We start from the raw sequence: 22,007 nt of genomic DNA, 5'->3' as shown, positions 1-22,007 counted from the left end.
TGAGTGACGGAAGAGTTGGAGCGGCTGCGTTCCATCACCAGTACCGCGCTGCTGGTCGATTTCGCGCTGGGCCGCGGTCTCCCGCTGGCATCGGTCCTGAAGGGGACCGGCATCAGAGAAGTCGATCTGCGCGATCCGTCATTCGAAATCACCGTGGGTCAAGAGTTCTCGGTGACGCGCAATGTGGTCGAGGGCATCGAGGACGAGCCCGGCCTGGGCCTGCTGGCCGGGCTGCTGTGCCATCCGCCGTCCCTGGGCGTCATGGGTTTCGCCCTGATGAGCAGCATGAACATGCGCCACGCCATGGATATCGCGCAGCGCTACTCGGACCTGACCTTCACCACCGCCCCGCACCAGATCGAGGACCGGGGCGCGGAGGTGTGGGTGGTGCGCGACGACAGCGTACTGCCGCCCGAAATCCGGCGTTTCACCCTGGAACGGGATCTCGCCGCCATTGCCACCGTGCAGCAGGATCTGCTGCCCATGCGCATCCCGACCGTGCGCGTGGAGCTGAATGTGGAAGCCCACCCCATCTACGAGATGTTCGGCGCCGTCTTCGGCGTGGAGGATGTGCACTTCTCGATGCCGCGCTCGCAGATCGGCTTTCAGGCGAGCACGCTGCAAACCCCACTACCCCAGGCGAATCTGTCGACCGCCCGGTTCTACGAGCAGCAGTGCGCCGACCTCATGGAGAGCCGCCGCAGCCGCAGCGGCCTCAGCGGCCGCGTCCGCCAACTGCTCATCCGCCACGGCGGCTCCGCCGACCAGACCCGCATTGCCGCCGACCTCGATGTCAGCGTGCGCACCCTGCGCCGCCGCCTGGCCGAAGAGGGCACCACCTTCCGCGAACTGAGCACCGAGACGGTCGGCATGCTCGCCGAGGAGCTGCTCATCGCCGGATTGACCGTCGAACAGGCCGCCGAACGGCTCGGCTACTCCAGCGTGTCCGCCTTCGCCTCGGCCTTCCGCTCCTGGAAGGGCCAGTCCCCCGAACATTTCGGACGATTGCACCGAGGTCGGGCCCCGGTCCGTTCCTGAATCCCGGTACGTTCCTGGTATGAACCCGTCGCTCATCATGTCTGCCCGCGATATCGAGTTCCTGCTCTACGACTGGCTGGACGTGACCGCGCTGACGGAACGGGAACGCTTCGCCGACCACTCCCGCGAGACCTTCGACCAGGTGCTGCGGCTGTGCCAGGATCTCGCCACCACCTACTTCGCGCCGCACAATCGCGAGAACGATCTGTCCGAGCCCACCTTCGACGGCGAGCGCGTGCACATCATCCCCGCGGCGGGCAAGGCATTGCGCGCCTTCGCCGATGCCGGACTGATCGGCGCGGCAATGGATTACGAGATCGGCGGCATGCAGCTGCCCTATGTCGTCAATTCGGCGTGCATGGCGTGGTTCCATGCCGCGAACGTCGCCACCACCTCCTATCTGCTGCTCACCGCCGCCAATGCCAATCTGCTGGCCGCGCACGGTAGTCCGGAGCAGATCGACGCCTTCGTGCGCCCCATGCTCGACGGCCGCAATTTCGGCACCATGGCGCTGTCGGAACCGCACGCCGGATCCAGCCTCGCCGACATCACCACCCGCGCGGCGCCGCAGGACGACGGCACGTACCGGATCTTCGGCCGCAAGATGTGGATTTCCGGTGGGGACCACGATCTTTCGGAGAACATCGTGCACCCGGTGCTGGCCCGCATTCCGGGCGCACCCAAGGGCACGCGCGGCATCTCGCTGTTCATCGTGCCCAAATACCTTCCGGGCGAAGCCGGTTCGCGGGGTGAGCGCAACGACATCGTGCTGGCGGGCATCAATCACAAGATGGGCTGGCGCGGCACCGTCAATACCGCGCCGGTCTTCGGCGACGGCAACTTCACCCCCGGCGGCGTCCCGGGGGCCGTCGGCTACCTGGTCGGCGAGCCCAATAACGGCCTGGCGCAAATGTTCACGATGATGAACGAGGCCCGCATCGGCGTCGGCATGACCGCCACCGCCCTCGGCTACACCGGCTACCTGAAATCCCTCGACTACGCCCGCAACCGCCCGCAGGGCCGCCCCGTCGGCGCGCGCGGCGGCGCCCAGGTGCCCATTGTCGACCACCCGGACGTGCGGCGCATGCTGCTCGCCCAGAAGTCCTATGCCGAAGGCGCACTGGCCCTTCAGCTCTACTGCGGCAAGCTGGTCGACGACCAGCACACCGCCGGGACCCCGGACGACCGCGCCCGCGCCGCCACCCTGCTGCGCATCCTCACCCCCATCGCCAAGAGCTGGCCGAGCCAATGGTGCCTGGCCGCCAACGATCTCGCCATCCAGGTGCACGGCGGCGCGGGCTACACCCGCGACTACGACGTCGAACAGCACTACCGCGACAACCGCCTCAACCCCATCCACGAGGGCACCCACGGCGTCCAGAGCCTCGACCTGCTGGGCCGCCAGGTCACCCTCGACAACGGCGCGGCCCTCACCGCCCTGCTCGAAACCATGGCGGCGACCGTGGCCGCCGCCCGCGCCGCCACCGACCCGGAACTCACCGCCTTCGCCGCCGCCCTGGAGGCCGCCGCCACCCGCCTGGCCGCCACCACGGCGGGCCTGGGGCGCGACGCCGACCCGGTCTCCGCCCTCGCGAATTCGGCCGCCTACCTGGAGGCCTTCGGCCATATCGTGCTCGCCTGGATCTGGCTCGAGCAATCGCTCGCCGCCGCCCCGCACGTCGCCCGAGGGGACGACTTCGGCCACGGCAAACGCGCCGCCGCCCGCTACTTCTTCCACTGGGAACTCCCCCGTACCAACCCCCTGTTCGATCTCCTCGATTCGGGCGATCGCACCACCCTCGACCTGGACCCATCGTGGCTGTGAGCTTGCTGTCCCGTACTCATAGGGTTACTCAATCGGAGTGTGGGTGTCGGGGCTCGCGGGTAGTCTCCCGGTAGACAACTCGATCAGCGTGTTCGGCGGGGAGCCCGGAGGGCTTCACAGGTGTTTTTCCCTTGCCGCCCGGGCCTGTTCGCTTTCAGCGAAACCCCAGGTCGTGTTAGGCAAAACACACGGGAAACTCCTCGGGAACAAAGACCTCCCGCCGAACGTCTGACAGAGTAGTCATCAACCACTGCTGGGAAGTAGCGGTAGCGAGGCCCACAGAGTGGACTGTGGGCCCCACACCAGGCAAACGGTGCGCGAGCACCCGGAGCCAGGACGGAGGAGTCATGCCAGGAACCCTGACAAGCACCCCACTGACCGCGGTCGACCGTTGTGACCGCTGTGGGGCAGGAGCACGCGTGCGTGCGACCCTTCCCGGTGGTGGCGAGTTGCTCTTCTGCCAGCATCACGCCAATGAGCACATGGATCGTCTCCGTGAGCTCGAAGCCGTGATCGACACGGAGTCGGCACCGGCGCTTTCATAGCTCCTCCGCTTCGAGGCCGGTACGCCACCTCGAAGGGTCCGCTCGACAATTGAATCTTCCCAACAGAAAACCCCAGCGGCGGGCGATCGAAAGATCGCCCGCCGCTGGCGTTTCGGGGAATGTGCCCGAAGACATGTCCGGACGGTGGGCGACAACATGGCATGTATCACGGGTCTGCTCTGTGCGCGGTGCCCGGAAAATCGGGTACAACGGTCGTCTGCCGCTATGACCGAGGAGTTGCGCTGCCTGCCGTACATGCCACCTACCTGCCCGATCGTCATCAGTTCGCGCTGTGGACGTGGACCGGGCGCGAGCCCGGGTCCGCGCCGCGCGGGCTGGGTGAATTGGAGACAGTGCCTGTGGCCGTACCGGGCGAGGGCGGGATCGCGGTGACCGAGGTCGAGTGCGCGCTGGTCGATCCGGAGCGGTTGCCGGTGGTCGAGCTGAGCGAACCGGGGGTCTCGGTGGCGGCGTGGCGGGCGGCGTTGAGCGGGGAGATCGCGGCGTCGGAACTGCCCGCCGCGGCGCACGCGGTGCCGAACGCGGCTGGGAACGCCATCGTCTCCGGCGATCGGGCATTGCGGGTACTACGGGACACCGTGGCGCTGAGCGGGGAGCTGCGAGCCGGGTTGAAGGCCGAGCTGCGGTCGTATCAGGCGCGCGGGATCACCTGGTTACGGGAGACCGGGGCGGCGCACGGCGGGGCGGTGCTGGCCGATGAGATGGGGCTGGGCAAGACCGTACAGGCGATCGGGTATCTGCTGGGGCGGGCCGGGGAGGGGCCGCAGCTGGTGGTCTGCCCAACCTCGCTGGTCGGCAACTGGGCGCACGAGATCGAGCGGTTCGCGCCGGGACTGCGGCCGGTGACCTGGCGGGGCGGGGAACTGCCGGAGATCGCGGACGGGACGATCGTGGTGACCGGGTATCCGACGCTGCGGGGGCACGGGGCGGCGCTGGCCGGGCAGCGGTGGGCGAGTGCGGTTTTCGACGAGGCGCAGGTGCTGAAGAATCCGCGCACGCAGGTGGCCAAGGCGGCGCGGGCGATCACCGCGGACGTGCGGATCGCGCTCACGGGGACGCCGGTGGAGAATCATCTCGACGAGTTGTGGGCCTTGCTGAATTTGACCGTGCCGCAGGCATTCACGCACAAGGCGCAGTTCCGGCGGCGGTTCGTGCGGCCGATTCACGAGGGGTCCGCGGCGGCGGTGGTGCGGTTGCGGGACGCGCTGGAGCTGGTGGTGCTGGCGCGACGCAAGGCGGATGTGGCCTCCACGCTGCCGCCGAAGATTCACAGCGATCTGATCTGTGATCTCACCGCCGAGCAGGAGCGACTCTACGACCAGCTGCTGGCGCGGGCCGAGGAGGCGGGGTTCGGATCGGGGGCCGAGCGGCACACCCGGGTGCTGGCGGTGCTCACCGAGTTGAAGCAGGTGTGCAATCATCCGGGGCTGATCACCGGCGAGCTCGACGAATTGTCCGGGCGCTCCGGGAAATTCGATGTGTGCACCGATATCCTCGCCAACAATCTCGATACCGGCTCGCCCACACTGGTGTTCACCCAGTACCGCCGCACGGGCGAGCTGCTGGTCCGGCAGTGCGCCGAGCAGTTCGGGGTCACCGCGCCGTTCTTCCACGGCGGGCTGAAGCAGTCCGAGCGCTCGGAGCTGGTGCGGCGGTTCCAATCTCCGGACGGGCCACCGATTCTCGTGCTGAGTCTGAAGGCGGCGGGCACCGGGCTGACGCTGACGCGGGCCGCGGATGTCGTGCACTTCGACCGCTGGTGGAATCCGGCCGTCGAGGCGCAGACATCGGATCGCGCGCACCGCATCGGGCAGACGCGCACGGTCACCGTCACGACGCTCACCTCGGGCACCACCATCGAGGAGCACATCGCCGGGATGCACGACCGCAAGTCGGCGCTCACGGATCTGACCGACACCAGCGGGATCGCCACCTTGGCGCGCCTCGACGACGACCGCCTGCTCGACCTGCTGCGCCGGAAGCGAGGCAACTGATGCCCGACAACGATTTCGGATACACCGCGTGGGGCCGGGACTGGGTGCGACTGGCCGAACCGCTGCGGATGACCAAACCCGAACCGATGCTGCCCCGCGCGCGCAGCATCGCGCGCAACGGCCTCGTGCGGATCGAGATCACCGGCGCAATGGTGCGAGCGAACATTCATCGCGGGTCGGAGGCATCGGTGACCTACTTCGAGGTGGCTCCGCTGCCCGCCGCGGCGGTGCGCGCGATCGCGGAACTGGTACCCGCGGAGGCCGTCATGCTGACCGACGAGCATCGCACCGCGATCGCCGAGGCCGGAATCACGGTGTCGCCCACGCTGTCCGCGCTCGACTGCTCCTGCCGCGCGCGCGGCGAGCGCTGCCTGCACATGCTCGCCACCTGCTATGCGCTGGCCATGCGGATCGACGAGAACCCCTGGCTCGCTTTGGATCTGCAAGGCTACGGGCGCATCCTACGGAGCGCGGGGCAGGCGGACGGCACCGCCGAGGGGGCGGCCGAGATCCCGCCGCCACGCTGGATTCCGATCGACACCCTGGATCCGGCAACCTTTTTCGAGGTTACCGCGCCCTGATCTAGGGCAGCGGACGCAGGCTGGTGGGCGAGACCGGCCGTGCACAGTGCGCGCACACCGTTACCGGGCCCAGCACCGCGCCGCAGTCGTGTTCGAGGACCAGCGGCGGCGCGCCCTCGGTGACGTAGCGATCACCCCAGTTCATGAGGTTGAGCAGCACCCAGTGCAGCGCCTGTCCGGATTCGCTGAGCACGTATTCGTAGCGCGGCGGATGTTCCTGGTACATCCGGCGTTCCAGCAGCCCGACCTCCTCGAGCTTGCGCAATCGGGTGGTGAGGATGTCGCGGCTGGCCCCGGTATTGCGGGCGATCTGGTCGAACCGGTTGACCCCCAGCATGATTTCGCGCACTGCGAGCAGGCTCCAGCGCTCGCCGACGACCTTGAGCGCATTGGCTATCGAGCACGCACGGGCTTCCGACGGCACCGCCACCTCCTCGTTCCGAGTGGGTCTGGATTTCCAACTTACCGCATGCCATAGTGGGTTGGAAATTCCAACTAACCAGGGAGTGCAGGTCATGAGTGAATCCGGCGTCAAGATCGACGGCAGCACCGCCTTCGTCACGGGCGCGAACCGCGGACTCGGACGAGCCATCGCGCGGGCACTGACGGCGCGCGGCGCGGCCACCGTCTACGCGGGAGTGCGCGATCCGGGCAGCGTCACCGATCCGGATCTGATTCCGGTGCAACTGGATACGACCGATCCGGCGGCCGTCGCCGCCGCGGCCGCCCGCTGCGGGGACACCACGCTGCTCATCAACAATGCGGGCATCAGCCGACCCGGCAGCATTACCGCCGCGACCACGCTCGACACCGCGCGCGACGAGATGGAGACCAACTACTTCGGCACGCTCCGTATGAGCCAGGCCTTCGCGCCCGTCCTCGCCGCGAACGGCGGCGGTGCGCTGGTGAACGTGCTGTCGGTGCTGTCCTGGGTCAGCCTGCCCGCGGTCGCGGCCTACAGCGCGTCCAAGTCCGCGGCCTGGTCGCTCACCAACGGCCTGCGTATCGCCCTGCGGGAGCAGGGCACGCTGGTGGTCGGCGTACACGCGGCGTTCATCGACACCGATATGGCGGCGCGCATCGACCACCCCAAGAACTCCCCCGCCGACGTCGCCACCGCCATTCTCGACGGCATCGAGTCCGGCGCTCCCGAAGTGTTCGCCGATGAGCTCACCCGGTTCGCGCGAGCGAATCTCATGACGAACACCGTGGGCGTGCCCGTGCTGTGACCGCCGTGCCGGTGCCGTGAGCGCTACGGACGCCGGGCACGGAAGCGGAACATCGTTGCGGCGGTGTCGATCTCGATATCGGTGAAGCCGATGCGGGCGAGCCGGTCGGACAATGTCTCGGGCGGCACCGGCACACAGGTGTCGCCGAGGTGGATGAGCCGGAAGAACGGCCGGTCCAGACCGTCGCTGCCCGCGAAGACGCCGCCGGGGCGCAAGACCCGGAACGCCTCGGCGAACAGGTCGTCCTGCTGGGCGGGCGAGGGCACGTGATGCAGCATGGTGAAGCACACCACGGAGCTGAAGTCCTTGTCCGGCAACGGCATCGCGGTGCCGTCACCCTCGATGACGCGCACCTCCCCGCCCTGCCGGTTCCGCAGCCGCGTCGCCAGGGCCGGGTCGATCTCGAGGCCGGTCAGCGCGGTGGATCGGGCGCGCAGGGTTCGCACGTTCGCGCCGTACCCGGGCCCGACCTCGAGCGCGTTGTCGCCCAATTCGATTTGATCCAGCGCCCACGGCACGATGCGGGTGGCGCTGGTCCGCTCCCACATCGAGGACCGGCACAAGAGCTGGTGAAACACATTCATCCCCATGCCCTCCGACGGTAGGGACGCATCGCCCCGACCGCGAGAGACTACGCTGACAAGTCGTGTCGCCAAACGGCCAATTCACGGTGTTCCCGGTCGCCGCGGGCGCGGTGGTCCCCGGCCACGCCGATCCGGACGGCATGGTGTTCCCGGCTCCCACCGGCCCCACCGCCATGGTCTTCGGCGCGGGCGCCCTGCCCGCCGGTCTCTGGTTCGACGAGCACGAACATCCCCAGCATCAGATCGCCTGGGCCGCACAGGGAGTGATCACCGTCGAAGTCGGCGACGGCCGCTGGGTCCTGCCGCCCACCCGCGCCCTGTGGATCCCCGGCGGCGTCCGCCATCGCACCGGCACCTACGAAGGCGCGGTCATGCGCGGCATCTACCTCGACCCCGCCCGCACCCCGGTCGCCTTCGCCCGGCCCACCATGCTCCGTGTGAGCCGCCTGCTGCACGACCTCTTCGACCACCTGACCGCCGACACCACCACTCCCGCCCAACGCGAGCGCGCCGAAGCCGTCATCTTCGACCTCCTCACCCCCGTCGACGTGGTCCCCCTGGGCGCTCCACTCCCCGAAGACCCCCGAGCCCGCCAGGTAGCCGCAATACTCCTGTCCGACCCCGCCGACCCGCGCACCCTCACCGAATTGGCCACCGCGGCCGCCACCAGTCCCCGCACCCTCTCCCGCGCCTTCCTCGCCGACACCGGAATCACCTTCGCCCACTGGCGAACCCACATCCGCCTGGCCGCCTCCCTCCCCCTCCTGGCCGCCAACCTCCCCCTGTCCCGCATAGCCGAACGCGTCGGCTACGCCACCCCCAGTGCCTACGTAGCCGCCTTCCACCGCGAAGTGGGCATCTCCCCCGGCCGCTACTTCACCCGCTGAGCTGCCCGGCGCGGGCGGAAACCTGTCACACCCGTGGGCTACCGTCGCCCTATGGCGCCATCGGAATACGCATTCAGTGCCGTCCTCTGGGAGTGGGAAGGCCCGGCGGCCTGGCATTTCGTGAGCCTGCCCGAGCCGATGGCGGACGAGATCGAGGAGCTACACGGCCACCGCGCGGCGGGTTTCGGCTCGATCCGGGTGAAGGTGACCGTCGGCGCCAGCCGCTGGTCCACCTCCCTGTTCCCCGATACCAAACGCGGCACCTACATCCTCCCGATGAAGAAGCCGGTGCGGATCGCGGAGGGCATCGAGGCGGGCGACTCGGTGCGGGTCGAGCTGGAGATCGCCTGATTCCCCGGCGATTCCACTACCCCGCCGCATCAGAGGCGGCGGAGGGCGGCGATGCGCTCGGTGAGCTGGTCGGCGGTGGCGAGGGTGGTCGGGGGGCCGCCGCATTCGCGGCGGAGTTCGCCGTGGATCACACCGTGAGGTTTGCCGGTGCGGTGGTGGTGCATGGCCACCAGGGAGTTGAGTTCGCGGCGGAGTTCGGAGAGGCGGTCGGCGGTGGCGGCGCGTTCGGCCGCGGCGGCGACGCTGGGGCCGTCGGGGCGGGGAGCCTCGGCGAGGGCGGTGCGCTCCTGCAACTGGCGGGATTGGCGGTCGCGCAGGAGTGCGCGCATCTGATCGGCATCGAGGAGGCCGGGGATGCCTAGGTAGTCGGCTTCCTCGTCGGAGCCGGAGAAGGTGGCGGTGCCGAAGGAGTCGCCGTCGTAGATGACCTGGTCGAGTTCGGCGTCCGCCGCCAGGGCGATGAACTTCTTCTCCTCTTCGCCGGGCTCGTCCTTCTGCCGGTTGGCGTCGATGAGGAGTTCGTCGTCGAGATCGCTCTTCTCGCGGTGCGGTTTGCCGATGACGTGGTCGCGCTGGCGTTCCAGCTGGGCGGCCAGATCCAGGAGGACGGGGACCGAGGGGAGGAAGACGCTGGCGGTCTCGCCGGACTTGCGGGCGCGCACGAAGCGGCCGATGGCCTGGGCGAAATAGAGCGGGGTGGAGGCGCTGGTGGCGTAGACGCCGACGGCCAGACGGGGGACGTCGACGCCTTCGGACACCATGCGGACGGCGACCATCCACGGGTCGGTGTTGTTGGAGAACTCGCCGATGCGATCGGAGGAGTCCGGATCGTCGGAGAGGATGACGGCCGGTTTGGTGCCGGAAATGTGTTCCAGCAGTTCGGCGTAGTCGCGCGCCTTGTCCTGATCGGTGGCGATGACCAGACCGCCCGCATCGGGCATGCCGGTGGCGCGCAGCTGGCGCAGGCGGGTGTCGGCGGCCTGCAGGACCTTCGATATCCAGTCGCCCGCCGGATCGAGGGCGGTGCGCCAGGCGCGGGCGGTCTGCTCGGCATTGAGGGGCTCGCCGAGGCGGGCGGAGTACTCCTCGCCCGCGCTGTCTCTCCAATGCGCCTCACCGGAGTAGGCGAGGAAGACCACGGGCCGGACGACGCCGTCGGCGAGCGCCTCGGAGTAGCCGTAGGTGTGGTCGGCGCGGGACTTCTCGAACCCGGATTCGTCGGCCTCGTAGGTGATGAACGGGATCTTGGAGTCGTCGCTGCGGAACGGCGTACCGGTCAGCGCGAGTCTGCGGGTCGCATCGCCGAAGGCCTCCTCGACCGCCTCACCCCAGCTCTTGGCGTCACCGGCGTGATGGATCTCGTCCATGATCACCAGCGTGCGCCGGTTCTCCGTGCGCACCCGGTGCTTGAACGGATGCGAGGCGATCTGGGCGTAGGTCACCACCACACCGTGGTAGTCCGAGGAGGTGGACCCGGTGGAGTTGGAGAAGTTGGAGTCGAGCTGAATCCCGATCCGCTGCGCCGAGGCCGCCCACTGATGCTTGAGATGCTCGGTCGGCGCGACCACCGTCACCTGGTCCACGGTGCGGTCGGTGAGCAGTTCGGCGGCCACCCGCAGCGCGAAAGTCGTCTTACCGGCACCTGGGGTCGCGACAGCGAGGAAGTCGCGTGGCTTGCTTGTCAGATACTTGGTGAGAGCCCTGCGCTGCCAAGCACGTAATGAACCGCCACCACCCGAAGTCACTCGGTAGAGATTAGCGATTCCCACCGACACTCCACCAATCCGACACAGCCCCTTCGAGTGCCGCACGACACATCGCGGGTCCTGTCCCATTCGAACCGCTGGTAGGCGATGCTGTAGCCACAATGAACACGCACCAGGATCCTGAACAACACGCCGACGCCCCCGCGCCGGACGGGTCCAACGTGCGCGCCGCCACACGGCTGGGCCGGGTCTGGGACCTCATCGCCCACGTGGCAGTGAAGGCCTGGGGCGATTCCATCTTCGCGAAATCCGCGGCGGCCGCCTTCTGGCAGACGCTGTCGCTGGCGCCGCTGCTGCTGGGCCTGCTCGGCAGCCTCGGCTATGTCGGCCACTGGTTCGGTCCGGACACCGTCGACATCGTGAACTCCAAGATCATCAGCTTCAGCCGGAAGCTGTTCAGCCCCAGCGTGGTCGACGACCTGGTGGCGCCGACGGTCTCCGACGTGCTGCAACGCGGCCACGGCGGGGTGGTCTCGCTCGGTTTCGTGCTGTCGCTGTGGGCCGGTTCCTCGGCCATGGCCACCTTCGTCGACGCCATTACCGCCGCCCACGGCCAGGCCGACGCCCGCCATCCGGTCTGGCAGCGCATCTTCGCGCTGCTGCTCTACGTGGGCTTCCTGATCACCGCGGTGCTCATCCTGCCGCTGGTGGCGCTGGGCCCGTCGATCATGGGCCGCGCCCTCCCCTCGGGCTGGAAGGAACCCGGGCTGCGGCTCATCGACACGTTCTACTACCCGGGCGTGGGGTTGCTGCTCATCGTCGCGCTGACCACGCTCTACAAGCTCGCCCTGCACCGCACCCTGCCCTGGCATCGGCTGTTCGGCGGTGCGCTGGTGGCGGCCGTGTTCTTCATGGCCGCCAGCGAGGGGCTGCGCCGCTATCTGTCCTGGATCACCAAGACCGGCATCAGCTACGGCGCGCTGGCCACGCCCATCGCGTTCCTGCTGTTCACGTTCTTCCTCGGGTTCGCCGTGATTCTGGGCGCGGAATTCAATGCCAGCGTGCAGGAGTTCTGGCCCGCCCGGACCACTCGCTTCGCCCGCGTCCGGGCCTGGCTGACCGCGCACCTGCACCGAAAGGTGAGGGCGATGACGGAGCCGGATCCCGCCGACGAGCCCGGACCGCATCCCGTGTCGGAGCCGCCCGCCAAGGATGCGCGGACAGTGCGCATCATCTCGTAGCTCAGTCCGGCGCGTCGAATACGGCGAGCATGTCCCGGGCGAGATCGAGGAAGGCCCCGTCCAGCCACGGGCAGGCCAGGATGAGCGAGCAGAAGGTGGCCGCGATGGTCACCGGTCGCGACCGGTACGCCTCGAGCAGGTCCATCATGCGCTGGCAGAGGGCGAGCCCGATATCCGAGCGGGTGTCGGGCTGGGTCCACGCCACCGCGAGCAGCGCCACCGCAGCGGCCTCGCACACCCAGTCCTCCGGACCGTTGAGCAGATCGAGAAGGACTGTTCGCCGGGTGGATTCCGGCCACGGCTCGACCACGCGATGATGCGCGATGCCCAGGCACGCGAACACCTGTACCGCCTGGACCCACAGGTCCGGGTAGCGCGCGGTGAGGGCGCGACCCTCCTCGTCGTCGCGGGGCGCGGGCGGATGCACCAGCGTGCCGATGAGATCCGGCAGCGGCACATCGGCCAGCACGACGGCGAAATCGTAGACGGCGGGCAGGTGCGGCCAGCGCAATCGGGCTGTCTGCCTGACCTTCTCGGCCGGCGCCGGGGCGGGCGCGGGCACCGCGGCCACCGCGCTCGTGCCATTGCCGGGGTACTGCCACACCACCGCGCCCACCGGCGCCCAGGTTTGCGACCCCAGCCGCGGATCCGGATCGCCGACCGCGGACACCGCGATGGTCGCGCGCGGCAGCACCGACCGGACGGTCATGATGGCGCTCGGCGGCTCGATCATGGACACGGTGGCCTCCAGGTCGAGTTCCCGGCAGTCGGGGACCTCGTCGAGGACTTGGCGCAGCAGGTTCACCAGGGACTCCGTGGCCACGTCGACATAGCCGAGCCACGGTGCGCCACCGCAGTGTTCGGCCAGCACGTCACCCGCGTAATGATGTTCCGGATACTCGCGCAGATGATCTGCCAGCGCCACCAGATGCCGGGCGTCACCGTCGATGCGGTAGCGCAGCCCGTGCAGGGCGGGCGCGGCCTTCTCGTGCACCGGATCGAGGGCCAATACCCGTTCCAGCCAAGGGATTCCGAGTTCCGGGTGGTCGATCTGGGCGTAGAGCTCGGCGAGATCGGTGTGCAGGTGCAGATCCGACGGATCCCGGTGCAGTTGTTCGGTCCACACCGCGATCGCCGCCTCCGGACGCTCGGAGGCGCGGTACACCTGGCCGAGCATGACGCTGGTGATCTGCCCCGGTTCCATTCGATGTGCTTGCAGCGCCCAGGTTTCCGCGCGGTCGAAGGCGGCGAACCGGCGGGCCAACCCGGATCCGATGGCCAGCAGGCGGGCGTCGTCGGCGTGGTGTTCGACTCCCGCGCACAGCAGTTCGTACAGGGGTGCGAGCACGCGCTGGTCGTCGACGGGCACCGGCTCCGGCAGTTCCCGGTTGAGCGCGATGATCGCGTGCAGGACCGTCTCCGCGCTCAGGGCCGCGGCCAGGTCCGTCCGCTCCATCCAGGGCACGTGCGCCCACGGCAGCCGCGGATCGACGGCGACGATCTGTGCGAGCAGCGATACCGCCGCGTCCCACCGCCCGGTGGCGGCCAGCAGGTGCGCCCGCGCGGCCATCGCGCCGATATACGGGCGGTCCATCGAATACAGCTCCAGCGCCGCATCGGCCCCACCGGCCGCCACCACGAGCCGTGACAGCATCTCGTGCGCCTCGGGCAGGGTCGGATCCGAATGTAGCGCCGCCGCAATATGATCCGCCGCATGCGGCAGATCCAGACTGTCCAGGGCGAGTACCGCCACGGCGACCTCGCCCTGCGCCTCGACCCGGTTGTCGCCGAACCCGTCGACCGATCCGGACTCCGCCATCACTCCCCCATTCGACCCGTGCACCGATTCGAGCTACGCGCACATGATCTATGACCCGGAGGCGAATCGCCCGTCGAACCGGCTACGGGGACAATCCGGTTCGAGCGAAATGCCTGCGCTCGTGTCGCCTATTGGCTCGTCTTCTCCGCATACTGTGCGGCGGTGAGCAGTTCGCTGGTGCCGGTCGGCAGGACGGCGAACAGCCAGCCCGCACCGTAGGGGTCGGCGCCGATCAGGCCCGGATCGTCGAGGGCGGCGCTGTTGACCAGGGTGATGCGGCCGCTGGCCGGGGAGTAGATCTCGGAGACGGCCTTGGTGGATTCGACCTCGCCACAGGGCATACCGGCCGCGACGGTCGAGCCGACAGCGGGCAGCTCGAGGTGCACGAGATCGCCGAGCGCTTCCACCGCGACGGCGGTAATGCCGACGCGCACAGGTGCGTCCGGCATCGGCGCGCCGGGGGCGAGCATGACCCATTCGTGTTCGGCGGTGTAGCTGCGGTCGATGGGAAAGGCATTCATCACGGACTCCGGTATCGCTGTGCCCGGCGCACGCCGGACGGGACAAGGGGCCCTCCCCGCTCTGTCCTGAAACCTGAGAGTCTCCTGCCACAGCGCAATCACACTGCGGCCCTACACCTTCGGTATAGGACACCGGCCGAACCGATCCCCTATTCTCCAGAGTGGCCTCGACGCGGCGGTACTGGTGCCTGAGAGATTCCCGGGGAGGAATTTGCTCCTTCGGCGCCCCCTCGCAGGAGGCTCTCCCGCCGCGCATCAACAGCCTATTCAATTCTGCTGCCGCGACACTACCGCCATTCCCCCGCCGAGACCCAACAATCCGCCCCCAAGCCCCCGCAACCCCTGCGGAAGCATGGAAGTGATTAATCAGACTGCCAAGTGATCGGAGAGGGCACCCTCGATTCTGCCGAGATCCGCGCCTCGTCAACCGAACGGTGCGGACCGGAATCAGGCCAGAACGGCGCATCGTTGCGGAGGGATTTGAACGACACGTAGTAGGCATGCCCGGCCGAATCGAGCAGCGGCTCCTCGTCCGCGACGAGTGTGCCCTCTTCCCTGGCCATCTCGTACCAGAAGTCGTAGTCGAGACGGACGACGAACACCGGCATGAGGACGACGTCGGCATACAGCCACGATCCCGTCGCTACGATCTCCCGGCCGTTCATGGCCACCAGATGCTACGCGCTGCGTAGCGCTTGGTTGAACCAGGTGAACACCGGTTCCAGATCAGGCATCGGGGGCCAGCCGTTGACGGTCGCCACCAACTGCCAATAGCGCGTCACCCGAGCGTCATTGGCGATCTCCAAACGCTCGAGTATCCAGCGTCGGAGGGCGGGGTCGTCGGGCAGGCCGAAGGTCTTGGCGTACTGGGCGGTCAGTCTATCGACGACCGCCGCGGCGTTGGGGGTGTCCGGTGCCATACCGGCGGTCAGGGCCCGGCCGACCTCGTCGCGCACGGTCTCGGTCAGCTCATGGTGCAGGCCGGTGTCGTCGCCGTCGGCTCGTTGCTTCTCCTGGTATTCGGCCATTCTCCGGACCGCGAGCCGGAAGTCGTTGTTCTGCACCAGTTCCACGAGTTCCATCCATGCCTGGACCTGGTCGGGGGTCGGGTCCTCGGGCAGGTCGGGCATGGTGGTGCGGAGCAGCTCCACCATGGCTGGATTGGCATCGACACCGCCGAAGGTGTCATCGATGAACTCGTGGATGTAGCGGTGTCGTTCGGACTGGGTCAGGTTCACCAGTTTGTGCATCAGATCCATCTCCTGGGGGTTCGATTCTCGGTCGGCGACTGCCCGCAGCACCGCGCGCCGCAGCCGGAGCACCCGGATCTGCGCGTCGAGCGCGGTTGCGTGCGCCGCGGCGACACTGGCGAGTGTGGTTTCCCTGGTCAGGATCCGTCGTACGGTGGGCAGATCGATTCCCAACTCGCGCAGCGTGCGGACCAGTTCCAGGCGTGCCAGGGCATCGACGTCGTAGAGTCGGTAGCCGACCGGGCTGTGACAGGTTGGCGGGACGATCCCCTTGTCGGAGTAGAACCGAATCGTCTTGACCGTCAATCCGGTCCGCCCGGCCAGTGCTCCGATCGTGAAGAGCGTCTCGTCGTCCATGCCCCAATCCTGCTGTCTCCCCCTGATGGAGACTCAACCCCACGGCAACGGCGGATTGTCGAACATATGTTCTATCGCTGAGGTAGTCTGCTCGCGTGAACACACATTCGACCGCGCTGGCGCCGAATGCTCCAGCATCGGGATGGCCGGAACTGACCGATGTCAACTTGCTGCGCACCCTCGTCGAGACCGAACGCCGTCGGAGGCGGCTGGATGCCGCCATGCGCGCGGCCGTCGCCGAAGCCGAGCGTCGTGGCCTCGCCGCGGACACCGGGTATCGGGACACCGTGGAGTTGTTGACCGATCTGCTGCGGATCAGCGCCCACGAGGCGCGGCGGCGAATCGAATATGCGGCTCCACAGGTCCGCTCGCGGTCCAGAAAGGTGTGGCGGGTGCTGGCGGCCGCGAGCTGAGGCCGAGCCCTGGGTGCCTGACCCGGTGATAAAGCAGCGGTCGTTGCCTACGGTGGACGTATGCCAGATTTCGATCCGACCGGAATTCGTGTCGTCCTCTGCGACATCTTCGGCACCACGGTGGACTGGTACACCGGTGTCGGGAACCAGGCCACCGCGATCGCCCGGGAGGCCGGTATCGCATTGGACGGCGGCGCATTCGCCTCGGCTTGGCGTGAGCGCTACCTGCCCTCAATCGAAACCCACGGCTGGGCCACGGAATTCGATGAGCGAGCCCGACGCCGCATGGTTCACGCCTGGCACCGCCTCCCCGCCTGGAAGGACGCCGCCGAGGGTGTGCGGCGACTCCGCGACCACTACACGGTGGCGGCTCTGTCCAATGGCGGCTTCGCACTGCTGACGACACTGATCAAAGCCGAGTCACTCCCCTTCGACTGCATCCTGTCCGCGGAACTGGCCCGCACCTACAAGCCCGCCGCCGCGGCCTACCTGAAGGCCGTCGAACTCCTCGACGTGGACGTGACGGAGACCCTGATGGTGGCCTGCCACGGCTGGGACCTCGACGGCGCCCGCGCGGCGGGGCTGCGCACCGCGTTCGTGGAACGGTCCTTGGAGAAGGGCCCGCACACCCCCGCTGACCGGAGCGCCGACGTGATCAGCGACCTGTCCGTCACCAGCTTCACCGAACTGGCCGACGCACTCGGCCGGTGAACGAACCCACCCTCAGAGCGAGCGGGAGATGATTTCCTTCATGATTTCGCTGGTGCCGCCGTAGATGCGGTTCACCCGTGAGCCCGTGTACATCTGGGCGATGGGGTACTCCATCATGTAGCCGTAGCCGCCGAAGAGCTGGAGGCATTTGTCCACGACCTTGTCCGCGGTCTCGGCGGCGAACAGCTTGGCCATGGATGCCGTGGACGGGTCGTTCTTACCGTCGATGTACTGCTGAATCGCGTAGTCGACAAGGGTTTTGATGGCCAGGGCCTCGGTCTTGACCTCGGCCAGGGTGAAGGCGTTGTGCTGGAATTTGCCGATCGGGCGACCGAACGCCTCGCGCTCCTTCGAGTACTTCAGCGCCTCCAGTACGGCGGCCTCGGCCAGCGCCGAGCACAGGCTGGCGATGATCAGGCGCTCGCGGGCCAGCTGCTCCATGAGATGGTAGAAGCCCAGCCCCTCCTGTGCGCCGAGCAGATTCGCCACGGGCACACGCATATCGGAGAAGAACAGTTCGCGGGTGTCCTGGCCGTACTGGCCCATCTTCTCCAGCACCCGGCCGCGCTCGAAACCGGGCAGGTCCGCGGTCTCGGCCACGATGAGCGAGACGCCCGCGGCGCCCTGGGACGGGTCGGTCTTGGCGACGATCACCACCAGATCGCAGTGGGTTCCATTGGAGATGAACGTCTTCGAGCCATTGATGACGTAATGGTCGCCCTCGCGAATCGCGGTGGTGCGCACCGATTGCAGATCGGAGCCGGTGCCGGGTTCGGTCATGGCGATGGCCAGCACCAGCTCACCGCTGATGATGCCCGGCAGCCACTTCTTCCGCTGCTCGGCATTGCCGTAGTTGTAGATGTAGTGCGACACGATCGGCGAGTGCACCGAGAAGCCGAAGGCATTGTCGTGCGCGTAGACCAACTCTTCCTGCACCACGGCCTGCAGTCCGAAATCCCCTGCCGCGCCGCCGAATTCCTCCGGCAGATCGAGACCGAGCAGACCCGCGTCGCCGACCTTGTTCCAGAACTCGCGGTCGACCTGGTGTTCGCGGTTCCAGCGCTCCCGGTTCGGCGGGATCTCCTTGGCGAAGAATTCGGCCGCGTGCTTGCGCAGTTCGCGGTGCTGCTCGGTCTCCCAGGTGGGCCGGTAGTCGGGGAAGAGTCGCGACATCGTTGTTCTCTACTTTCCGATGGTGGGGGTGCGCACCCCGTTGAGCGGTAGATCGTTCGCCGCGGCGATCGTCTCGAGTTCGGCAATGGTCTTGTCGGCGAACGCTGTCCGGAAGGCAGCGTGGGTGCCGTCGGCCCCGAGGACCTGGAGCGCGGCCATGAAGAAGTGCGGTTCCGCGGCCCCGAGCCCACGTGCCCGTCCTTGCACGCGTAGATGCCGTAGCCCGGAAACGCCCCGCCGAGCACCGCATCCGGTCCCATGAGCCGGTAGCGCACGGCATCGCCCGCGCGGGCCGCCGCATCCTCCAGCGCGACCCGGTAGGGCCGTCCCGCACCGGTGGTCGCGCGGGCCACCAGCGCCGCCAGCGCGGTGGACACCGCGCGTTCCGCGCCGAGCATGTCGGCAATGGGCACGGTCGGCATGTGCGGCGGGGTGAGGGTGGCGTGCACGGCCTGATAGTTCAGGTCGTGCCCGGGAATCTCGGGATCCTCCGCGTGCCCGACGATTTCGATGAGCGACAGCTCCGGGAAACGTTCCTGCGGTTGCGCCAGCCCGAGTTTCGCCAGCGCGCTCGGCCGCATGGAGGTGATCAGCAGATCGGCCGTGGCCAGCAGTTCGTCCAGCTTGGCGCGGTCGGCCCGCTGTTTGACATCGAGCGTCACCACCGTCTGCGCGCTGGTCAGCGCCCGATACCAGTCCCCCGCGACCGCGGCCAACGGGTCACCGCCGGGCGGCTCGACCTTGGTGACGGTCGCCCCGAGTTCGGCGAGCCGGGCGGCGGCCAGCGGGCCGGGCAGGTTCACGGCCAGCGACACGACCTCGATCCCGGCCAGGGGCGGCGTCATTGCATCCTCCATGGCACGGACGATACGTTTGTATAGTAGCTGGGTCAACCGTAATATTTGGTTGTCTTGCGACCAGCTGATTACTACACATCGTAGAATTGCCGGACACCGACTATCCGAGGGGCGATGTGCTGAATCCGCGAGCCACCAACGACGACCTGACCGCCAAGGCGCGCATTCGCAATGCCGCCATGGATCTGTTCGCCCAGTACGGCGAATCCCGGGTCTCGTTGCGCGCTGTCGCCGCCGCGGCCGGTGTCACCCTCGGCCTGGTCCAGCACCATTTCAAGACCAAGGCCGGTCTGATCGAGGCCGCGGATCAACTGGTCGTCGACTACTTCGCCGCCGCCGTCTCCTCGGTGCCCATGACCGGCACCCCCGGCGAGAATGTCGCCGCCCGCAATGAGGCCGTCCGCGTCATGCTCCGCGACAACCCCGCGGTCGTGAACTACATCCGCCGGGCGATCCTGGAACCCGGCGATGCCCAGATGCGCCTGCTGGAATCGCTCATCGATCTGACCCGCCGCGAGGTGGCCGCCCTCCGCGACGCGGGCTTGGCCTCCACCACCCGCCGCGAATCCACCCAGATCGTCGATGTCCTGGTGAACCAGTTCGGCGAACTGCTGCTCGCCCCCATGATCGACGCCGTGTGGGACCGCGTGGCCGGTCCCGCCGACACCGTCAAGCCCCGCCTCTCGATCACCGTGCGGGGATGAGACTTCCGAGCCCTCACCGGACGTGGATGACGCCCCAGCAGCCGTCGCCCGCACTCCCCGACTGCTTCGGCGTCATGAGCTCGAAGGGAATCGGGCCCGGCGGCTGCGCGGGGACATCGACCCGGGCCCGGGGGTTGAAGTAGGAGCTCGGCAGGATCACCCGGATCTTCAATGCGGGAATGCGGAATTCCGATTGATCGGTGAACTGGAAACCGGTGTCGATCTCGATGGCGAACGGGGTATCGGCCGGGGCGTCGAGCTCGGTCGTCGTGCAGTAGCCATTGTGGAAACCGAGCCGCAGGGTCGGCGGCGGGGCCGCGTGCACCGGCGGCGCGGCAATGACGACCCCGGCGAACAGAACGATCGCGAGCAGACCCCGGTGCGCATCCATGACTCGACGCTAGTCCGGCACAGCCGGAAATCGGACGAGAATCGGCGGGGGGACACGGCAGTGAGAGGGCGGAGGTCCCGCTAGACCGAAACCACGATGATCGCAGCCGCCGCCAGAACCGCATAGATCGCGGCGGCCACCCGCAATCCGAAGCGGAGCAGGTGATGATCCGAGACGCTCGCCGCGCGGTCACCGGCCACGGCCAGGATCAGCATGATCATCGGCAGGGAGGTGAAGACGGCGTGTCCCGCGCCGCTGTTCTGAATGGCCGCGAACCAGGTGTCGAGTCCGGCGGGGGCGAGTTGTTGTTGCAGCGGCATCATCAGGACGTCGCCGCCGACATTCGAACCGGTGACGAAACCGCCCGCCATGGCGAGGGCGGGGGCGGCCAGGGCGATGGCCAGGGGCGGGGCCGTGGCGACGGCCCCGCCCACCGCCGCGATCATTCCGGTGTCGGCCAGCAGGCGGCCGAGCACGACGAACCCGGTCAAGGCGAGCAGCGGGCGGCCCGCCCGCACCAGTGCGGCGCGCAGATCGGGGACGTGCGGGCGGCCGCGGTCCAGCAGCAGGGCGGCGATCAGCAGGGCTGGGCAGGGCGAGGACAGCAGCGCGAAACTCGCACCGCCAGCACGCAATTCGAGGGCCGGTACACCGACGGCGGTCGCCGCCCGCAGCACCGCGATACCGCCCAGGACGAGACCGTACGCGGACAGCACCGCGTGCGGCGGCAGCAACCGCCCCGCAGGCTCGAGTTCGGCCTCAACGACCGGCTCGCCGCTCGACGACCTATCCGTCGCGCTCGAAATCACCTGTGCCGCACCAAATGCAACGCTGCCCGAAGTCGTAAGCGCCACGCCGGACGCGGCGCTCCCCGAAGACGTGTGCACCACACCGGACGCGACGCTCTCCGAAGACGTCTGCATCGTGCCGGAAACGACGCTCTCCGAAGACGCGAGCGCTACAGCAGATTCGGCCTTTGCTCCTGAGGTCGCGGGCGCCGGGTCGGGTGTGACGGCACCCCGACGACGAATTGCGCACAGCGCCAGCCCGATCGTGGTGGTGAACAAGCCCGCCAGCACCCCCGCGGGCGACACCAGGCCAAGTCGATTGCAGATCAGCAGGCCGGTGGCGAGCAGGAGGCCCGCCCCCGCGGCCAGGGTCGCGGCGCGCAGGCGGCGGCGCGGGCGGGCCAGCAGGACGGCCCACACCGTCACCAGGGGAAAGACCGCGGCGCTCGTGACGGCGGTGGCGGAGCCGAGGGTCGTCACCGGCAGGCCGGTGAGCGCGGCGCCGATCACGGTCGCCAAACCCAATGTGCCCCACGGCATGATGTTCATGCCGAGCATGGCCTGCCGCAGCGCGGTCGCGGGCGGCGCGAGCGCCAGCAGCACCGGCACCGTGACCAGCAGCGAGACGCCGAATCCGGTGAGCGCCTCCACCATCGGGGCGATCCCGGCCACCATGAGCGCGATCTTCGCCGGGCCGGACAGCGGTAGCGCCCGCACCCACTCCCGCAGGTCCCGATCCACGCCGCGGCGGGTGAACACCTGGCTGAGATAGACGCCGGGCAGCATGACCGCCGCCGCGTTCAGCACCAGCAGCCCGGCTCCGGCGGCCGCGCCTGTCAAACCGTCCTCCGGCATGGTGAATTCCGGCCGCCACCAGACGAGCACCGCGGCCACGGAAACACCCGCGGCAGCGGCCCAATGCGCCGGACGCCGCCATCCCGTGATCATTCCCAGCACTACGAGCAGCGGGATCACCGCCAGTACCCACACCATCGATCCGACCTTCCTCACCTTCCGAACA

At 68.3% G+C, this 22,007-nt stretch carries 22 protein-coding genes, 1 pseudogene and 1 riboswitch; of the genes and pseudogenes, 12 read left to right on the top strand and 11 right to left on the bottom strand.

Annotation, left to right across the window (positions count from 1 at the left end; all coding sequences use genetic code 11):
* The first annotated feature begins 3 nt into the window (after positions 1 to 3).
* The 5 genes from NC4_RS35380 (at position 4) to NC4_RS35365 (ending at position 6,004) form a co-directional block, all read left to right on the top strand.
* Complete coding sequence (locus NC4_RS35380) at positions 4 to 1,038, top strand: AraC family transcriptional regulator (protein ID WP_067547777.1); 1,035 nt, start codon at positions 4 to 6, stop codon at positions 1,036 to 1,038.
* 19 nt (positions 1,039 to 1,057) lie between these two features.
* A complete protein-coding gene (locus NC4_RS35375; RefSeq protein WP_067547774.1) occupies positions 1,058 to 2,863 on the top strand; it encodes an acyl-CoA dehydrogenase in 1,806 nt (601 codons plus the stop codon).
* Positions 2,864 to 3,210: 347 nt separating this feature from the next.
* Positions 3,211 to 3,408: a DUF7455 domain-containing protein gene (locus NC4_RS43645; RefSeq protein ID WP_084530084.1), complete on the top strand. Its 198-nt coding sequence runs from the start codon at positions 3,211 to 3,213 to the stop codon at positions 3,406 to 3,408.
* A 161-nt stretch (positions 3,409 to 3,569) separates the two neighbouring features.
* Positions 3,570 to 5,423 (top strand): DEAD/DEAH box helicase, encoded by a 1,854-nt coding sequence (locus tag NC4_RS35370; protein ID WP_084530083.1) that lies wholly within the window; start codon positions 3,570 to 3,572, stop codon positions 5,421 to 5,423.
* Positions 5,423 to 6,004 carry an SWIM zinc finger family protein gene (locus NC4_RS35365; protein WP_067547771.1) on the top strand — a complete coding sequence of 194 codons (582 nt, stop codon included), beginning with the start codon at positions 5,423 to 5,425 and terminating at the stop codon, positions 6,002 to 6,004. Before NC4_RS35370 ends, NC4_RS35365 begins: the two co-directional genes overlap by 1 nt.
* 1 nt (position 6,005) lies before the next feature.
* Here the strand turns inward: NC4_RS35365 and NC4_RS35360 are convergent, their stop codons facing one another.
* A complete protein-coding gene (locus NC4_RS35360) occupies positions 6,006 to 6,428 on the bottom strand; it encodes a winged helix-turn-helix transcriptional regulator (protein WP_067547906.1) in 423 nt (140 codons plus the stop codon).
* A gap of 91 nt (positions 6,429 to 6,519) precedes the next feature.
* On the opposite strand from NC4_RS35360, the gene NC4_RS35355 reads away from it, so the two are divergent.
* A complete protein-coding gene (locus NC4_RS35355; RefSeq protein WP_067547899.1) occupies positions 6,520 to 7,233 on the top strand; it encodes an SDR family oxidoreductase in 714 nt (237 codons plus the stop codon).
* Positions 7,234 to 7,256: 23 nt separating this feature from the next.
* On the opposite strand, the gene NC4_RS35350 is transcribed toward NC4_RS35355, so the two are convergent.
* On the bottom strand, positions 7,257 to 7,823 hold the full coding sequence (locus NC4_RS35350; protein ID WP_067547769.1) for a class I SAM-dependent methyltransferase: 567 nt from the start codon (positions 7,821 to 7,823) through the stop codon (positions 7,257 to 7,259).
* A 56-nt stretch (positions 7,824 to 7,879) separates the two neighbouring features.
* Here NC4_RS35350 and NC4_RS35345 point away from each other — a divergent pair, with 56 nt between their 5' ends.
* Entirely contained in the window at positions 7,880 to 8,704 is an 825-nt protein-coding gene (locus NC4_RS35345; protein WP_245722141.1) for an AraC family transcriptional regulator, read from the top strand.
* A gap of 51 nt (positions 8,705 to 8,755) precedes the next feature.
* A complete protein-coding gene (locus NC4_RS35340; protein WP_067547766.1) occupies positions 8,756 to 9,055 on the top strand; it encodes a DUF1905 domain-containing protein in 300 nt (99 codons plus the stop codon).
* A 29-nt stretch (positions 9,056 to 9,084) separates the two neighbouring features.
* Here NC4_RS35340 and NC4_RS35335 read toward each other — a convergent pair whose 3' ends face one another.
* Entirely contained in the window at positions 9,085 to 10,800 is a 1,716-nt protein-coding gene (locus NC4_RS35335) for a DEAD/DEAH box helicase (RefSeq protein WP_245722140.1), read from the bottom strand.
* Positions 10,801 to 10,922: 122 nt separating this feature from the next.
* On the opposite strand from NC4_RS35335, the gene NC4_RS35330 reads away from it, so the two are divergent.
* On the top strand, positions 10,923 to 12,002 hold the full coding sequence (locus NC4_RS35330) for a YihY/virulence factor BrkB family protein (RefSeq protein ID WP_084530080.1): 1,080 nt from the start codon (positions 10,923 to 10,925) through the stop codon (positions 12,000 to 12,002).
* Position 12,003: 1 nt separating this feature from the next.
* Here NC4_RS35330 and NC4_RS35325 read toward each other — a convergent pair whose 3' ends face one another.
* The 4 genes from NC4_RS35325 to NC4_RS35310 all read right to left on the bottom strand — a co-directional run bounded on the left by NC4_RS35325 (position 12,004) and on the right by NC4_RS35310 (position 15,949).
* The gene (locus NC4_RS35325) at positions 12,004 to 13,821 is read right to left on the bottom strand and encodes a tetratricopeptide repeat protein (RefSeq protein ID WP_067547763.1); all 1,818 of its coding nucleotides are present in this window, start codon (positions 13,819 to 13,821) and stop codon (positions 12,004 to 12,006) included.
* Positions 13,822 to 13,949: 128 nt separating this feature from the next.
* The gene (locus NC4_RS35320) at positions 13,950 to 14,342 is read right to left on the bottom strand and encodes a glycine cleavage system protein H (protein WP_067547754.1); all 393 of its coding nucleotides are present in this window, start codon (positions 14,340 to 14,342) and stop codon (positions 13,950 to 13,952) included.
* 166 nt (positions 14,343 to 14,508) lie between these two features.
* A riboswitch (glycine riboswitch) is annotated at positions 14,509 to 14,600 on the bottom strand.
* 104 nt (positions 14,601 to 14,704) lie between these two features.
* Positions 14,705 to 15,007: a hypothetical protein gene (locus NC4_RS35315; protein WP_157555414.1), complete on the bottom strand. Its 303-nt coding sequence runs from the start codon at positions 15,005 to 15,007 to the stop codon at positions 14,705 to 14,707.
* 12 nt (positions 15,008 to 15,019) lie between these two features.
* Positions 15,020 to 15,949 carry a MerR family transcriptional regulator gene (locus tag NC4_RS35310; RefSeq protein ID WP_067547750.1) on the bottom strand — a complete coding sequence of 310 codons (930 nt, stop codon included), beginning with the start codon at positions 15,947 to 15,949 and terminating at the stop codon, positions 15,020 to 15,022.
* Between the two features lie 95 nt (positions 15,950 to 16,044).
* Between NC4_RS35310 and NC4_RS35305 the strand changes: the two genes are divergently transcribed.
* Positions 16,045 to 16,362 carry a 13E12 repeat family protein gene (locus NC4_RS35305; RefSeq protein ID WP_245722139.1) on the top strand — a complete coding sequence of 106 codons (318 nt, stop codon included), beginning with the start codon at positions 16,045 to 16,047 and terminating at the stop codon, positions 16,360 to 16,362.
* Positions 16,363 to 16,422: 60 nt separating this feature from the next.
* Positions 16,423 to 17,073, top strand: coding sequence for an HAD-IA family hydrolase (locus NC4_RS35300; RefSeq protein ID WP_067547747.1), 651 nt, complete (start codon positions 16,423 to 16,425; stop codon positions 17,071 to 17,073).
* 12 nt (positions 17,074 to 17,085) lie between these two features.
* Here NC4_RS35300 and NC4_RS35295 read toward each other — a convergent pair whose 3' ends face one another.
* Together NC4_RS35295 and NC4_RS35290 are read right to left on the bottom strand one after the other, a co-directional pair.
* A complete protein-coding gene (locus tag NC4_RS35295; protein ID WP_067547745.1) occupies positions 17,086 to 18,246 on the bottom strand; it encodes an acyl-CoA dehydrogenase family protein in 1,161 nt (386 codons plus the stop codon).
* A 9-nt stretch (positions 18,247 to 18,255) separates the two neighbouring features.
* A pseudogene (locus NC4_RS35290) lies at positions 18,256 to 19,091 on the bottom strand (CoA transferase).
* Between the two features lie 128 nt (positions 19,092 to 19,219).
* Between NC4_RS35290 and NC4_RS35285 the strand changes: the two are divergent.
* On the top strand, positions 19,220 to 19,807 hold the full coding sequence (locus NC4_RS35285) for a TetR/AcrR family transcriptional regulator (protein WP_067547889.1): 588 nt from the start codon (positions 19,220 to 19,222) through the stop codon (positions 19,805 to 19,807).
* Positions 19,808 to 19,820: 13 nt separating this feature from the next.
* Here NC4_RS35285 and NC4_RS35280 read toward each other — a convergent pair whose 3' ends face one another.
* Together NC4_RS35280 and NC4_RS35275 are read right to left on the bottom strand one after the other, a co-directional pair.
* Positions 19,821 to 20,198 carry a cupredoxin domain-containing protein gene (locus NC4_RS35280; RefSeq protein ID WP_067547743.1) on the bottom strand — a complete coding sequence of 126 codons (378 nt, stop codon included), beginning with the start codon at positions 20,196 to 20,198 and terminating at the stop codon, positions 19,821 to 19,823.
* A gap of 80 nt (positions 20,199 to 20,278) precedes the next feature.
* The gene (locus NC4_RS35275; protein ID WP_067547741.1) at positions 20,279 to 21,979 is read right to left on the bottom strand and encodes a hypothetical protein; all 1,701 of its coding nucleotides are present in this window, start codon (positions 21,977 to 21,979) and stop codon (positions 20,279 to 20,281) included.
* Positions 21,980 to 22,007: the final 28 nt, after the last annotated feature.

Origin of the sequence: Nocardia crassostreae (genome assembly GCF_001613405.1) — a bacterium.
Classification (GTDB): Bacteria; Actinomycetota; Actinomycetes; order Mycobacteriales; family Mycobacteriaceae; genus Nocardia; species Nocardia crassostreae.
The sequence above is the reverse complement of the archived record's forward strand: the minus strand, read 5'-3'. Positions and strand labels throughout refer to the sequence as shown.